The 15909-nt window shown below is 35.0% G+C and carries 11 protein-coding genes; 5 read left to right on the forward strand and 6 right to left on the reverse strand.

The features are described from left to right. Positions 1–4: 4 nt before the first annotated feature. Positions 5–2632, reverse strand: a complete 2628-nt coding sequence (gene mprF / locus P2W75_RS14950) for a bifunctional lysylphosphatidylglycerol flippase/synthetase MprF (protein ID WP_276381081.1) — start codon at positions 2630–2632, stop codon at positions 5–7. A gap of 189 nt (positions 2633–2821) precedes the next feature. Between mprF and P2W75_RS14955 the strand changes: the two genes are divergently transcribed. After that, complete coding sequence (locus tag P2W75_RS14955) at positions 2822–3604, forward strand: polysaccharide deacetylase family protein (protein ID WP_207296053.1); 783 nt, start codon at positions 2822–2824, stop codon at positions 3602–3604. 58 nt (positions 3605–3662) lie between these two features. On the opposite strand, the gene P2W75_RS14960 is transcribed toward P2W75_RS14955, so the two are convergent. Then, positions 3663–4571: a DUF4440 domain-containing protein gene (locus tag P2W75_RS14960; protein WP_276381082.1), complete on the reverse strand. Its 909-nt coding sequence runs from the start codon at positions 4569–4571 to the stop codon at positions 3663–3665. Between the two features lie 134 nt (positions 4572–4705). On the opposite strand from P2W75_RS14960, the gene P2W75_RS14965 reads away from it, so the two are divergent. The 4 genes from P2W75_RS14965 to P2W75_RS14980 all read left to right on the forward strand — a co-directional run bounded on the left by P2W75_RS14965 (position 4706) and on the right by P2W75_RS14980 (position 11204). After that, positions 4706–5623: a bestrophin family protein gene (locus P2W75_RS14965; RefSeq protein ID WP_207296051.1), complete on the forward strand. Its 918-nt coding sequence runs from the start codon at positions 4706–4708 to the stop codon at positions 5621–5623. Between the two features lie 18 nt (positions 5624–5641). After that, positions 5642–6340, forward strand: a complete 699-nt coding sequence (locus P2W75_RS14970; protein WP_276381083.1) for a response regulator transcription factor — start codon at positions 5642–5644, stop codon at positions 6338–6340. Next, a complete protein-coding gene (locus P2W75_RS14975; protein ID WP_276381084.1) occupies positions 6324–7688 on the forward strand; it encodes a HAMP domain-containing sensor histidine kinase in 1365 nt (454 codons plus the stop codon). The genes P2W75_RS14970 and P2W75_RS14975 overlap by 17 nt, the downstream gene beginning before the upstream one ends. Before the next feature lie 300 nt (positions 7689–7988). Continuing rightward, entirely contained in the window at positions 7989–11204 is a 3216-nt protein-coding gene (locus P2W75_RS14980) for a TonB-dependent receptor (protein WP_276381085.1), read from the forward strand. An 86-nt stretch (positions 11205–11290) separates the two neighbouring features. Here P2W75_RS14980 and P2W75_RS14985 read toward each other — a convergent pair whose 3' ends face one another. From P2W75_RS14985 to P2W75_RS15000, 4 genes are all read right to left on the reverse strand, one after another. Then, complete coding sequence (locus P2W75_RS14985; RefSeq protein ID WP_276381086.1) at positions 11291–12655, reverse strand: S41 family peptidase; 1365 nt, start codon at positions 12653–12655, stop codon at positions 11291–11293. Continuing rightward, positions 12656–13432: a hypothetical protein gene (locus tag P2W75_RS14990; RefSeq protein ID WP_276381087.1), complete on the reverse strand. Its 777-nt coding sequence runs from the start codon at positions 13430–13432 to the stop codon at positions 12656–12658. It abuts the gene before it with no gap. 54 nt (positions 13433–13486) lie between these two features. Then, complete coding sequence (locus tag P2W75_RS14995; protein WP_276381088.1) at positions 13487–14332, reverse strand: T9SS type A sorting domain-containing protein; 846 nt, start codon at positions 14330–14332, stop codon at positions 13487–13489. Between the two features lie 173 nt (positions 14333–14505). Next, a complete protein-coding gene (locus P2W75_RS15000; RefSeq protein ID WP_207296044.1) occupies positions 14506–15807 on the reverse strand; it encodes a hypothetical protein in 1302 nt (433 codons plus the stop codon). Positions 15808–15909 lie beyond the last annotated feature (102 nt).

Below are 15909 nucleotides of genomic sequence, written 5' to 3' on the forward strand. Positions count from 1 at the left end.
CAAATTATGGTTTTACCACTTTATTTAAAACCAAAGGAGCCTGCAATAAATCGTAATCATGAGAATACACTAAGTATTTATTGTACCATACGGGAGAGAATTTTTCTTTGTAATCTCGCAATCCTTTGTAGTGCGAGAAATATTTAATTCGTTCGTACGCAAATTTCATTGATTTTTCTGGAAAAGTATTGGCTTCTTCAAGACCGCTCATGGCAGCCAATCCCAGATTTACAGCGGTGCATTGCTGCGATTTTAAATAGGTAAATAATTCCAGCAGAATAAAATCGATAATCCCATTTGGCGCATCATCGGTTTTGCGGATTAAATCGTACGTACCTTCGTTTTGGGCATAATCAGGAATTACGTTTAAGAAAGCGACAATTTTTTCTTCGGCATTTTCGACGGTAATAATGGTCTGTTGTTTTAGTTCTTCCCATTCAAATTTTCCTTGCGAAAAAACAAGTTCGGTTCTTCCAGTACTGTTCAGCCATTCATCGCTCACAGCTTTTATTTTCTGCAATAATCCGTCTTTTATAGGCGCGTGGTGAATGGTGGTTTTAAAACCTTTTTCTTTTACTTTGTTTATAGCATTACGGAGTGTTTTTTTGGCACTTCCTTCCAAAGTAAATACCGATAAGTCAACAACACCTTCCTGCCCAATAAACAAACTTTTTTTATGCATGGAAGTAAACAAATCGAGGTTTTCTTCGGGAACACGATAGTAAATGCTTTTTAATCCGTTGTTATAACAGTATTCATCAAATTCGATTATGCATTGTTTCATTTCAGCTGTTGATTCTGCAACTGGATTTTCAAGTACTACGGCAAAATTATCGGCAATTCGATATGACAAAAAAGCTTTTTGATTTTCGGCAATAAAAATCGTTTTGTCGTCGTAAGTTTTAAAGTAATCCAAAGCAGAAGCTCCGTATTGTTCGAGTATTGCTTTTGCTGCCGTAAAATCATCCTCAACGGCTTCTTTTTTAATCGTGTACGGACGAATTAAGGCATAAACCAAAAATCCTAAAGATAAAAATCCGCATATATTAATCGAAAGTAAAAAACGTCTGGCGAAGCGATCTAAGGGAACTAAATCTGAACTTCCTACCAAAAAGTAATTCTGGAGTCCGTATTTTACAGACTGAAGCCAGTTAAAATCGATATTGAAGTGTTTTTTATCTAAAAAGTAAAATCCTAAAATACTGTAGATTAAAACAACTGCTATGCTTATTAAAACGGTTTTTAAACCAACACTCTGCAAATGCGAACTACTTTTAATGTAGTATTCTTTTCGTGTCACGATTAAACTAATTAAAACCACCAATGCAATTACTGCTTCTTCATAATCAATTGCTTTGGTAATATTTCCTATAACCGAAATTCCTGTGAGTAAAATCGCAAACCACCACGCAGTTCGTAATCCTTTGAGCAAAAAAGCGGCATTAACGAGCATGAATAATCCAGCGGTTATCACAAAATAATTAGAAACTTTAATGGCCGAAATTGGAATTATATTCTCCAAAACATGCAGACGTTCTGAAATTGCTGGTGTTAAAACCGAAATAATATTGATTAATCCCAAAGTAAAAAGCAGGAAAGACGGCACAATACGCATTAAAAGTTTATTGGCACTGAATAGAAATAATGACGCTCCTGCCAGTAACGGAATCCAAAATTCGAAAAAGCGGTACAAAAACGTAATGGCTATGGCGTTGACATTGCTAAATCCGAATTGAATCAATATAAAACTCATTGATATTTCTATAGCACCCAATCCGCGTAGAAAAGGCGAAACAATCAAAAATATTACCGAAATGATGTAGCCCATTATCGCTGCGCTTAAAGACGGTGTAAATCCTAAAGCAATCATAGCAATATACAAATGCGCAATACCCACAAATTCAATAAGAATGGAGTAAAATACCACCTGCAGGAACTTATCCTGTATGATTTTATTGCTTCTTAAATCCTCCATAAATACTTCGGCAGAAGGAAAGAATTTAACAATAAATCGGTAGATAGATCCTTTTTTCAGGACGGAAACATAAATAAAATACAGGATAAGACTTAATCCTGCAACGGCTCCAAACGCATACCATTCTCCTGATCCGGTTGTTCCTTCAAAAAATGAATACAATAAGGCTGGAATGGCAACTATTATAACCGACAGAATTCCCACAAAGCCGTATACAATTGAAGCAAAATGGATCTGCGTAGGTTTTACACCTTTCTTTTCGATGGGTTTGGTAAAAAATGCTAGAGAAGAAATTCCGCCTGCTGGAAGAAAAACACTTACAAAATTTCGTTTGAGAAATAAAACGACAGCATCTTGAAAAGAAATTTCGCTTTGAACGGCTTTAAACGATGCATAATACATTAAGGCTTGAAGCGTAATGTAGATTCCTGCCAATAGAATTCCGCATACAACCCAGAAAGTGCTGGCATCTGTAATGACATTTTTTACTTCTTTTAATTCTGAATTTTCGTGTTTGATAAACCAGATTCCAATTCCGATAAAAAAAATAGTAAAAATAAACTGTCTGATAATTTTATCATTTTCGCGAAGAAAAGAAATTCCTTTTCTGCCTTTAAAAAAAGCAAGAAAACGATTAGAAATAGTTTGTACTTTCATATATAAACTGATAAGAATACGCGGTAATGAAAATCAAATCTTGGAGTGATATAAATGTACGATAATTATCTATCACTTAATTTTTTGCTTAGAAGATTTTTAACATTTGCCGAATGCATTATTAAGAAGTTTCTTTATATTTGATGCAGGTTTTTAAACTGATTTTTTATTCGTAAACAGCCAGAATCTATGAAGATAATTTTTACTAAAGCGTTACCATTTTTGATGTTACTGACTTTATTTTCCTGCGAAACTAAAAAGGAAAAGCCTAAATCAAAGCCATATAAAGCTGGAGTAATTTTATCTTTTGATGATGCGTATGTTGATGAATGGTACGAAGCAGATCAGGCCTTAAAGAAATACGCTTGGAAAGCCACTTTTAATGTCTGCCGAATTGATTCGATTGGAGAGCCGCAGATTAAAAAACTTCTGGAAATGCAAAAATATGGACATGAGATTGCCGGACACGGATATCATCATTACAACGCGGTTAAATTTGTAAAACAAAACGGAATCAAAAAGTATTTAGAACAGGAAATTGATCCTATGATTGTTTCCCTGAAAAAGAAATCTTTTAAAACTACCACATTTGCTTATCCGTACGGAGAAAGATCTAACGAACTCGATCGTGCCTTATCTCCAAAATTCAAAATTATCAGAGGACGTGCTTTTGGCGGTGAAGCTCCAGAAAAACAAGACAGTTACTTTAATAATTCAAAAATTGTATTTGCTTTTGATATTGATAACAGCCATATTCATTTTAGCATTCCTTATTTACTGGAATTACTGGATTATGCCAAAAAACATAATAAAATCCTGATTTTATGCGGTCATAAACCGGTAAAAGAAATAACCGAAAATTATCAGACTAAAATTGAAACTCTGGAATTTATTTGTAAATACATGAAACTAAATGGCCTTAAGTTTTATAAACTTTCGGATCTAGATGATTTGCTTCCAGAGCAGCCTTAAAAAAACTAAAATGCATTTTTTTAATACAATAAAAGCCCGATAATTATCGGGTTTTTATTTAATCATGATTTACCATTTGACGGAAAAGCAAGAGCTGATTGTCTTGGTTTCTTTTCCAAACATTAGTACTTTTTCCTTTTACATTGCCATTATTTTCTCCATCACGCCAGTCAACGCTATAAAAACCAAATTCAACTACAGCTTTCTCTGTTTTAATAATAGCAGAAGTTTTAATTGAAATAGATTCTATTTTTAGAGTTCCAGGTTTTTCATGGTCTACGAAATAATCTGTTATATCTTTTATGCCGGATAACATGGGCGTGTAATACGTTAGATAAATAGCATCAGACATAAACATCTTGGCGTGTTCAGCACCGTTGCGTTCTTGAACCAGTTTCCTAATGTTTTGATTTCTTTCTTTTATTTCGACTGTAAGTTTATCTGAATCACTATATTCCTTAGTATTAGGAATATTAGCATCATTTATCTCAGGAAATTCTTTATCATCAATATAACTGTCAGATCCCCAAATTTCTGCTGCAATGGTCATCGGTTTTCCTTTTTTTGCAAGTTTCCAGAGAATCATATATTTTCCAGAATAGGAATATATTTTATGATCTTTTTTTGCAAAATCTTCTTTAAAATTTCCAATTTCAAGAATATAATTCCCTAAGTTTTGCAATTCATAAATTGTCTTTTTAAAAGCAACAATTTTTACCTCAGAAAGCCATTGTTTGTAGAAATCAACGATATTCTTTTTCCCTATGCGTTCCCGGCTGTGTTCGGGCAGAAATATGGTTTGTTCTGTATACAATTTGGAAAAATTATCAATATTTCCTTCCATAAAAAATGTCGAAAAAGAAGTATTATACGCTTCAATCTGTTTACGGAAATTAAGGTCAGTTTCTTTCTCCTGTGCGGATGTTCCTAATGCCAAAAGAAAAAAGATTAAAGTAATTCTGCTCATGACGGATTTTTTTAAGTGACACACAAATATACAATACTGAATTTCAACAAATTACATCTAAGTCAATTATTCGTTAAAAAATACAGCGGATAAATACTTTTGAGTACTTTTAATGCATTAATTTATTCCTCCCGATGATTATTAAAAAAAAAGAAAACTGGTTTAAAATGCTTTTTGAATGGAAAGGCTCCGTTTTACCCCAACTTCTTCCAAGATTATTTTTATTATTCTTGTTTTCACTCCTCATTGTATATTACAAATCGTTTTTACTAGAATACAATCTGCATATTAATCCTGCGATTTTTACTTTATTTGGAATTGCTCTTGCTATATTTCTTGGTTTTAGAAATAATGTAAGTTATGACCGATTCTGGGAAGGTCGAAAACTTTGGGGCGCTTTGTTAAACGACACTCGTTCTCTTGCCAGACAAAGTATAACGCTCTTAAATACTGAAAATGATAAAGCCGAAAGCCAGAAATTCATTCAGCTGCTTATCGCTTTTGTCTACGCTTTAAAACATCAATTACGACATACCAATCCTGATAAAGATTTCGATAGACTTATCAGTTCTGATTTAAAAGAACAGCTGCAAAACATTCATTTTAAACCTATTGCAATTTTAAAAGAATTAGGATTATGGGTTAAAAAAGCCAAAGCCGAAGGTCGCATCGATGGTTTTGCACAATTGGCATTTGAGGAAAACTTAAATAAACTATCGGATATTGTAGGCGGCTGCGAACGAATTGCCAGCACTCCTATTCCGTATACGTATAGCGTTTTATTGCACAGAACGGTTTACATTTACTGTTTTATACTGCCGTTTGGTTTTGTAGAAACATTAGGCTGGATTACGCCGTTTGTAATTGTCTTTATAGCCTATACCTTTGTAGCGCTTGAAGCTATTGCCGATGAACTCGAAGAACCATTTGGATTACAGCCAAATGATCTTGCCTTAGATACAATGTCGCTGATGATTGAGAATACACTTTTAGAATTAAACGGTGAAAAAATCGAGATTAAAAAAAGTGACAATGAATATTACCTTACTTAAAATTGAGTTCACACTTTTATGAACAAAGTATTATTAGTAGAAGACGATCCGCGTGTAGCTTCTTTCATTACCAGAGGACTTGAGGAACAATTGTATCAGGTAAAAAACGTTACCAAAGGTTTTGATGCCATTAGTGAGGTAATGGAAAATACGTATGATATTATTATTCTCGATATTATGCTATCGGATATTACTGGTTTTGAAGTCTGTGAAGTCCTGCGAAATCGGAAAATAATCGTTCCTATTCTTATTTTAAGTGCGTTAGATACACCACAGGAAAAAGTTCGCGGATTAAAAGCCGGAGCCGATGATTATCTGGCAAAACCATTTTTGTTTGAAGAACTTTTAGCGCGAATCAATGCGCAGCTCCGCCGTTCTGAATTCAGCAGTGGAATACTTGATTTTCAATCGTATGCCGGAATCGAAATTAATATGAAGGAACAAAGCGCTTCAAGAGACGGTAAAGAACTGAATCTTTCTTCGAGAGAATTAAAGCTTTTGATTTTTTTTATGAAAAACCGAGAAAGAGCTTTATCCAGAATTGCCATTGCCGAAGCCGTTTGGAGCATCGATCTGGATATGAGTTCGAATACCGTAGATGTTTACATTAATTATTTGCGAAACAAAGTCGACAAGAATTTTCCTTTTCCGCTTATACACACGATAAAAGGCACGGGATATATGCTGAAAAAAAAGACCAATGAATCTCAAGAATAAATTAGCGATAAATTCTACGCTGCTGTTTGCTTTTATTGTTGGTCTTGTACTAATTGGTTCTTTATTGCTTTTTAAAAAACACGAAAAAGACTTGTATTATGAAAGACTAGAAGACAGCGCCTTAATTACCGCATTCTTTTATTTTGAAAAAGACGAAATTACCAAAGTAGATAGTTCGCGCTACCAAAGAATAGAAATTCAGTATAAAAAAATCACCAATCAAACCATTAGAATATACAACGCCAAAACGAAACAATTGTATTTGCGTGACGGCATTGATATTCAGTTAAGTGACAAAGAATTAAAAGCAATTGCTAAAAATAGAATACTGTATTTTACCAAAGACAACCGACAGTTTACGGGATTATACTATAAAGACAATCAAGGTGATTTTATCATTGTCGTTTCAGGAATTGATTCTGTGGGAAACCGACAGCTGGAAGTTCTCGGATTAATGTTCGTGTTGTTTTATCTGGCAGGAATTCCGCTTAATTATCTTTTGGGACGTTTTTTAGCCAAACAAACCTTTCGTCCGTTTGAAGATGTCATTGCAAAAGTAAATACCATTACCACCGAAAACCTGCACTCAAGACTTGAAATGCCAACCAGCGGAAAAGATGAAATAAAAGAATTGATTACGACTTTTAATTATCTGCTGGAAAGATTGGAAAGCGGTGTTACCATACAGAAAAACTTTCTTAAAAATGCTTCTCACGAACTCAAAACTCCGCTTACTTTTATTATAGGTGATATTGATGTGTCACTGCACCACCCAAGAACGAATGAACAATATGAAGAAGTTTTAAAAACACTTCGAAAAGATACTTTTCATTTAAAATCAATATTAGATGAATTATTAATTCTTTCAGGATTGGAACTTTCGGAACCCGAACAAATGGAAACCATCAGAATTGATGAAGTATTATGGAATGTACTCGAAAAAAAGGCCATTGAATATCCGGGATCAAAAGTGGCTGTACATCTTGATGCGATTGCTGATGATGAAGATTTACTTTCGGTAAATGCCAATAAACATATGTTATTCATTGCTTTGTACAATATTATTGACAATGCCATAAAGTTCTCTTTTCCTTCTCAGGTTACTGTTTCCGCTTCCGCAGATGAAGGAAAGCTTCTTTTAAAAATAATCGATCAAGGCGCCGGAATTGCCGAAAAAGACCTTGCTTCTATCTTTGATTTGTTTTTTAGAAGTGACCGTACGCGACACATTCAAGGCCAAGGATTAGGACTTTTTATAACCATGCAGATTCTCAAGCGTCACAACATTACTTTAACGGTAGATTCTGAGCTGGAAAAAGGGACTGTTTTCTCGCTGTTGTTTCCGTAACTTTTATTCAAAAAATATCACGTTTGCACAGAAGCTGACACGTCGATTTTTGCATTTGATAACATTTGCATAACACTCTAATCTATTTCTAATCTACTTTATATCTTTCTTTAATCCTTTATTTCACGGGGTTTTGCGTAAACTGCTTGATTTTAAAGAGAAAGAACAAATTTTATAAAATAACACAGCCGTCATCTTAAATTAACACAGCTTCGTTTTTTGATTTTTCGTTAACAAAACCCTTAAATAGGATCGAGGTAAAGAGATTTTCTTTGTCACAAATAAAAACTAAAAGATAACATGACAAAACTAAAACTCTTTTTTTCGGCTCTGATGCTCCTTACAGCGGGAAGTATCTTTGCCCAGATTACAACCTCATCTTTGTCTGCCAAAGTCAACGACGGAACTTCGGCAGTTATAGACGCTGATGTAACGCTGACACACCTGCCTACCAATGCAGTGTACAGAACTACAACTGATAAACAAGGTCGGTTTAGTTTCGAAAACTTAAATGCCGGAGGACCTTACGAATTGGAAATTAAAAGTAAAGACACCAAAGATTATTCAAATACACAAATTTATTTAGCCCTTGGCGAAAATGATCTACCAGCCATCACAGTTGCTAAAGCCGACAACAACATTTTAGAAGAAGTAGTAATTACAAGTGCTAAACCGTCTTCTAAAAATAATGGTACTAATATTAATGAAAAACAAGTAAATGCACTTCCGTTGATTAACAGAGGTATTCAGGATGTTACTAAATTGGTACCGCAGAGTTCAAACAACTCATTTGCAGGAACAAACTTTAGATACAACAACGTTACTATTGACGGTTCGATCAATAACGATGCAATTGGTTTCAGCCCGTCTTTAGGAGGTCAGTCAGGAACTTCTGGAATGCCGGGAAGCAGTACGCGATCTAATTCTATAAGTCTTGATGCGATACAAGATATTCAAGTTTATATTGCTCCTTACGACATTAAATTAGGAAACTTTTTAGGAGGAAGCGTAAATGCTGTAACCAGAAGCGGAACGAATACCGTAAGCGGATCTATTTATAGTTATGGAAGAAATGCAGCTTTAACAGGTCCTAACAATGCAGGAGACGGTTCTAAAATGCCAAATGCTTTTGGAGATTATCAAATTGGTTTCAGATTAGGTCTTCCCATTATTAAAGATAAATTGTTCTTCTTCACCAATATGGAATATGCTGAAAGAACAGATCCTATTTTTTACAATGCCGGACAAAAAGATGCTAACGGAAAACAGACTTCTTTATTAGATCTTGCTACAGCAGAACAAATTTCACAATTCGTTAAAACCAACTACGGATTTGATCCAGGAACATACGGTTCTTACAACAATTCTTCTTTAAGCAGAAAATATTTCAATAAGTTAGACTGGAAAATCAGCGACAAGCATTCGCTTTCATTACGAAACAATACGGTGGTTTCTCAGGCAACAAACTTAGAGCGCGATGCAGCTAACTTCCGTTTTTCAAACATGGATTTTACGCAGAAAAACCAAGCGATCAGTACCGTTTTAGAGTTCAAGAGTCACTTTAATAACCAGTGGTCAAACTCTTTTATTGCAAGCTATTCGGCTATCAAAGATTATCGTGATCCAAAATCAAACAATATCATGTTTCCCCAAACAGAAATTGGATATAACGGAGGAACAATTTTCTTAGGAAATGATCGTGAAGCTACTGTTTTTAATATGAAACAAAACACGGCTGAGATTACCGATAACTTAACATACAAAACAGGAAATCATACTTTATTATTTGGTACTCACAACGAGTTTTACGATATCAATTATGGTTTTGTGAATGCACTTAACGGAAGGGTTTCGTATAAAACTTTAGCCGATTTCTTTAACAAACTTCCTTCTCGTGTTCGCGGTACTTATCCATTTGATGGTTCTACAAGAGATGAGATTTTCGATAATCCGTATGCTAAATTCAAAGTAAACCTTTACAGTGCTTATGTTCAAGATGAAATTAGAGTTGGAAACAAATTGAAAGTAACTCCAGGAGTTCGTATTGATTATACAGATTTACCAAACAAACCCAAATTAAGCCAGCAGGTACAAAATTCTCCAGCAGATCCTAATTACGGTACAACTTATACTTATACTCCTTTAAGCCAAATTAAAAATAACTTTTTCAGTACAGCACTTGTTTCTCCAAGAATTGGATTTACCTACAATGTAGATGAAGATAAAACATTTGTAATTCGAGGCGGATCTGGAGTATTTACAGGAAGGATTCCATTTGCTTGGTTAGGCTATGCGTATTACAATGATGGTGTTGGTTACGGAAGCTATGATAAAAACAACTTAACAGCAGCTCAAGTAGCAGCAGCAGGTGATCCTTTAGCAGCAAACGGACTTAACGGTTACCACGATGCTACGCCAAAAGTTCAAGCGGATTTAATTGACAATAAATTTAAAATGCCGGCTGTTTTAAGAAACTCATTAGCTTTTGATAAAACTATCAACGGATATAAATTTACTGTAGAAGGAATTTACACCAAAGTAATTCGTGATTTAGAATTCCAGCAAGTAAACAAAACAGATAATCCATATTATTTCTCTTATGACACCAAGCACGAAATGCCCATTTATTCGGCTAACATAAATTCAGCTTTCTCAAATGCTTACTTGTTATCCAATACCAATAAAGGATACCGTTACAGCATTACAGAAATGATTTCTAAAACATACGATTTTGGCTTCAACTTTATGGCGGCGTATACTTACGGAGATTCTCGTGATATTACAAACGGTATTCGTAACTCTATGGAAAGTAACTTCCAGATGAACCAGTCATTGACTCCGAATAATCCACAGTTAGCGACATCTAACTTTAATATTAAACATAGAATTGTTTCTAACGTAGGATATGCTGTAAAAGTAGCTTCAAACAATACTTTATCTGCAAATGTGTATTTCAATGCTCAATCAGGGAATCCATTCTCTTGGGGATTTGTAAACTCAACATTAGCAGGAACAGGACAAGCTGCGGGTTTAGCGTATGTATTTAAAGATGCAGCAGAAGCAGCAAAATACATTGGAGTAAACTCAGCAGGTGTTCCTTCAGCAACAGCAGCACAGCAGGTAGCAGCTTACGAAGATTTCGTGAACGGAAATGACTATTTAAAAAGCCGCAGAGGAACATTCACTCAAAGAAATGGTGATACTACTCCATGGAACATTCAAGCAGATTTGAAATTAATGGATGAAATTAAAGTGGCGAAAGTGGGAACTTTCCAAGTATCATTCAGCATGGCTAATATTGGAAACCTTATCAATAAAGATTGGGGAAGAAGTTATTTTGTTCCTAACACTTACAATTCAACAGCAAGTATTGGTTTAACGAAAACAGGAAACTTAGGCGGAGTTGCAACAGGCGATCCTATCTACACATTCCAAAAACCATCTGCACCACCGTATACTATAGATCAGTTTGCATCACGATTCCAAGGTCAGCTTGGCGTAAGATACTCGTTCTAAAAGATTGTGTTTTATTTTTTTTGATTGTCTCCCAGTTTCAATGCTTAGAAACTGGGAGATTTTCTTTTTTAACCAATAAAAAGAAATCATTCAAAATTAATCTGTACAAAAGGATCAATGTCATAGGTGTTGCGTAATGTTAGTTTTTTAACCTGCGTATTCTTTTGTGGTTTGGCACTGATTCCGTTGTTTAAAGCTTTGCTTAATACCGTTTCGCGAATATCTCCCAAAGGGAAAACTTCCATATTTTGAAGTTCGTTTATTTCGATATCTGGATGTATTCCTAAAGTATAACTGCCTTCATTACGGGCATTAAAAAGTTTATAGATTACGGGATATAAAATCCATCCTTTTTCACCCGAAATACGATTGTCTTCTACAGCAAATCCTGCTGCATCTTTTCCTACTGTTTTTTCGCCAATAACAGTAACTTTCATATACGGCTTGAGGTTATTGATAATAATTTCAGAAGCGGACGCGGTGTGATTTCCGCTTAAAACAAAAACTTCCTGAATAAGCGGATGAACGCTTCGTAATGCTTCAAAACGTATTTGGTTTTCATTCATTACCAAAGCTTCTTGAAAGGTTTTATGGACTATTCCTCCGTTTTTATTCCCTTTAAACGTAATAAACAAATCATCTGATTTTATATGTGGCGCCAAAATACTGCATAAAGCCGCTGCCGACGAAACATCTCCTCCTCCATTATAACGCAAATCCACAATAACTTTGGTTACCGATTGATTTTGAAATTCCTTGAAAACCGAAAGCAGTGAACCCGCCAGTCCCACATCAAAATGAGAAATTTCAATATATCCTATTTTTTGATTGCTGAACAGAATTACTTGGCTATTAACGGCATTTGAAAATGTAAGACTGCGTGTAATTTCTATTTCTTCTACAGCTGAGAATCCATCTGCTTCGCTATATTGCATTACTTGTAATGTTATTGTAGCTGAAGAAGCGGCAGCCGCGTATGCATTTTCAAAATTCTGATTGTCTAAAGAAGTTCCGTTTATGGTTTTAATAAACAATCCTCTTTTTAAACCCGAACGTTCTGCAGGAGAATCTGGAAGCACATATAAAATTATTCCATAGGTTTGATTTTCATATTCTATAAAGGAAATATCAAAACCATAACTATTTCTGATACTCTGCGGTGCTGTTTCTGGTAATGACGGATGAACAGCATACGAAAATCGGTCATCTTTATAAAGCAGTTTTTTAAAATAATCTCCGGGTTTTAAAGACAAACTGGTATTTTCAGACAGGTTTTCATTCCATAAATAATACCTTTTCATCTGTTCTAAAATCCAGCTGTTGGCATATTCATTTGTTCCTTTTTCGTACACTACAGGAGCTTCATCATTTTGACAGGAAACAAAAAGCATCATCAAAAAAGCACCAAATAGAATCGTTAAAGCAGTATGATATTTAGGAATGATTGACATTTAAAATGAGAAATAATCTGTTAGATTGATTAATCCTTCGACATGAGAAAATCCACCGGTCTCGTTTGGCTTTTCTTCAAAAACAATCAAACTTGATTTATTTTTCTGCATAACCGTACGGAAAATAACTCTCTGTCCAGTTATATACGATTCGTTTGTTCCGTGTTTTACCAATTCAATATCAATAATGGGCGGTAAGCTAAACGGATATTCGGCAAAAGTGCTAAAATTTGTCGTGGTTATATTTTCGCATTTCCCTACTTGTTCGCCGTTTACTTTTCTAATAATAGCATCTAAAGCGCCTGTATAACCGCTTTTAGAATATTTATTAATGGCTGGAAAAATAAATTTATATCCTGTACGGCCTGTTGCCGATAAGGTTCCTGGTTTAAAAGACAAAACATCAGCTACCCAGATTTCTTCTTTAGCATAAAATGAAAGTGTATCTACAGGTTTAACCGATGTAAAAAGATAAGAATGTATAACCGCTTTTGTTTTTTTATTGATGATTTCTACGGTTTTGCCGCTGTTTCCGTAAAATACAAACTCATGATTTTTTTCAATCTTTTTAACGAAAGCATCATGTTTAGCATCTACAGCAAGGATTTTATCATCAACAGCAATTTGTAGTGAATCCTGCATGGCATTGTACCCGCGAATAACAATTTTACCTGCTTTCTGCTCTTCATAAAGCGGAACGAGATTATCATTGGTACAAGCGGTAAAAAATACAGTTGGAATTAAAAAAATAAATACGGCTTTGACTATTTTCTTCATGAAGTGTAAATATTATAAAAATGGTTTTGTGAGTGTAAGTTCATAAAGCTTTTGTTATTGCTTTATAAACTTTATTTTTTGAATGGAATTTTCATTTTCAAGAACCAGAAAATACAATCCAGAAGACAAATCGTTTACTGCAGTTCCAGAAGCATTATATTCAGGTTCTTTTACTAAAACTCCTGAAGCATTGTATATTTTTAAATTGAGGTTTTCGGTGTCAACCATATCTCCTATTTCTAGTTTTAAAAGATCTTTTACTGGGTTTTGTTGTAAGAAAGTCGTTTTCTTTTCGTCAATATCATCTAGACCTAATCTGGCAGCGGTAATCGAAATTTTATCTATTTCGTAACCAATAACAAAGTTTGGTGCGGTTACAAAGGCAATATAAACTTTCTGCTGTCCTACAAGCTGAGAGATGTCTAGTATATAATCTTTAAACTCCGCATCTGTTACCGATTCTCTTGTAATTTCCAGCGTTCCAATCTGGGTAAAAGAGTCAATACTGGTATCAGTTGTCGAAGCGTATATGTATAAATTATCAGGACCGTCGAATATGGCTTTTTGTGCATTTACAATCAGCTGCATAGCTCCTGCATAATATGATAAGTCAATTTCTGGCATTATTGCCCAGTTTTTTTGTTCGACCCCAAGAGGCGCACCTGAAGCAAAATCAATATTGTATGTACCTAGTACTTTGTAACTGCCGCCTGTTATGGCGCCGTTTTCATCAAGCTGTAAATTGTTTCTTGCGATCCAGTTCATTCCATCGCCATCAGCATCTGTTAAAATCCAATCAGATACCTCAGCATCATCAAAATCATCTTCCCAAATTGTAAATTGTGCATTTGCTATTCCGGAAATAAGTAAAAGTAGTAGTGCGAGTAGTTTTTGTTTCATTTTTTGATATTTAAAAAAGAGACTGCCTAAAGAGCGGGAACAGCAGTATATATTTTGCAGTAAGATGAGCAATGATAAAGCAAAATGAATATACCTGCTTGTTCTAACTCTTCAGAAAAAAAACATAAACACACTCTTCAGGCAGTCTCGTATTATTGAATACGGAGTACTAATTAAAAATTAGTAAACTTAGTCCAAGTATTAGTCCAGTTAGCTTCAGTTTTAAATGCTCCTGTAGCTCCTGTGAAGTTTAAAGCTCCATTATTGAAGAATGGCTGAGTCAAGCTCCAAGCAGTTGCAGGGTTAACTGTAGATGTTGTGCTTCCTAATCCTAATGAAGTACCCGTTGGAAGAACAGGATTTGTAAATCCGTGAACTGATAAAAGGCTCCAAGAAGAGTTAGCTGGTAAAGAAGGGCTTTCCCATCTGATACCTGTAAGATATCCAGTAACTGTAACGTTAGTAAGGCTGATTTGACCTAATCTACGTACGTGGATAGCATTTTCGTAAAGAGCAGCATCTGTTGCAGAGCTAGTACCTACGATAGACATTTGCGAAATAACTGGTCTTGTAATTAATGTAGTAGATGAACCTGTAGCATTGTTATCTAATTCGATACCGTTTGAATCAGGGTTTCCTCCACTTAAACTGTGAGTAGAATTTTTATCGGCAATAGCGATCGCTTTTGTGATTGTTCCTGTATAACCAAAATCAAAATCAAAGTTATCATCGTCTGGTGCGAAAGATACTAAGTGAGAAGCATTAACCGTTCCTCCGAAAAATTCGAATGAATCATCTCTACCATAAGAAACTTGTACGTAATCGATAGAGGTTCCGCTACCAACACCACCAGCTGTTAAACCGTTGATTTCAACTCCTGTTGCAGCATCAAGAATACGACCAGCGAATTCGATACGAACGTATTTCAAGATACCTGCATTGTGCGCATTGTTTGAACCACCATAGTAGAAATCAGATACGTTTGGCTGATCTCCTAAACCTTCGATTACGTTAGTAGTTACTCCAGTATTAACTTGAGCATCTCCTAAAAGTACAACTCCACCAAAATCACCAGGAGTAGCTACAGTAGAAGCGTTTCCATCTAATAAGTTATAACTTGTAAAAATAACTGGAGAAGCAGCAGTTCCCTGAGCATCAATTTGTCCTGTTTTAGTGATTACTAATACTCCAGTAGCAGCGCCACCAGTTAGTGGTTTCGCTTTGATAAAAGTACCTGGCTGTATTGTTAATTTAGCCCCAATTACACGAACAACTCCACTGATTTCCCAAACTCTGTCGTTTGTCCAAGTAGTGTTTGTAGTAATGTTTCCACTTACAGTTTGAACTGTCGCTGGAACACCTGAATAATCTGCACCTGCAGAATTCATAGCAAAAGAAGAATCCGCAGCAGCGTCATCATTTTGACAAGAATTAAAGAACATCATTGCAATCGCTAACAAAAAAACTTTTTTCATGGTAATTGAATTTTGATTATATTGCTGCATATTTTTACATCAGAGGTCATTGAGAGGAGCAGCAAAATTTCTTCTCTTTGGCCTTTTCCTTTTTGGTAAACT

This window comes from Flavobacterium sp. H4147, assembly GCF_029360735.1.
Classification (GTDB): Bacteria; Bacteroidota; Bacteroidia; order Flavobacteriales; family Flavobacteriaceae; genus Flavobacterium; species Flavobacterium endoglycinae.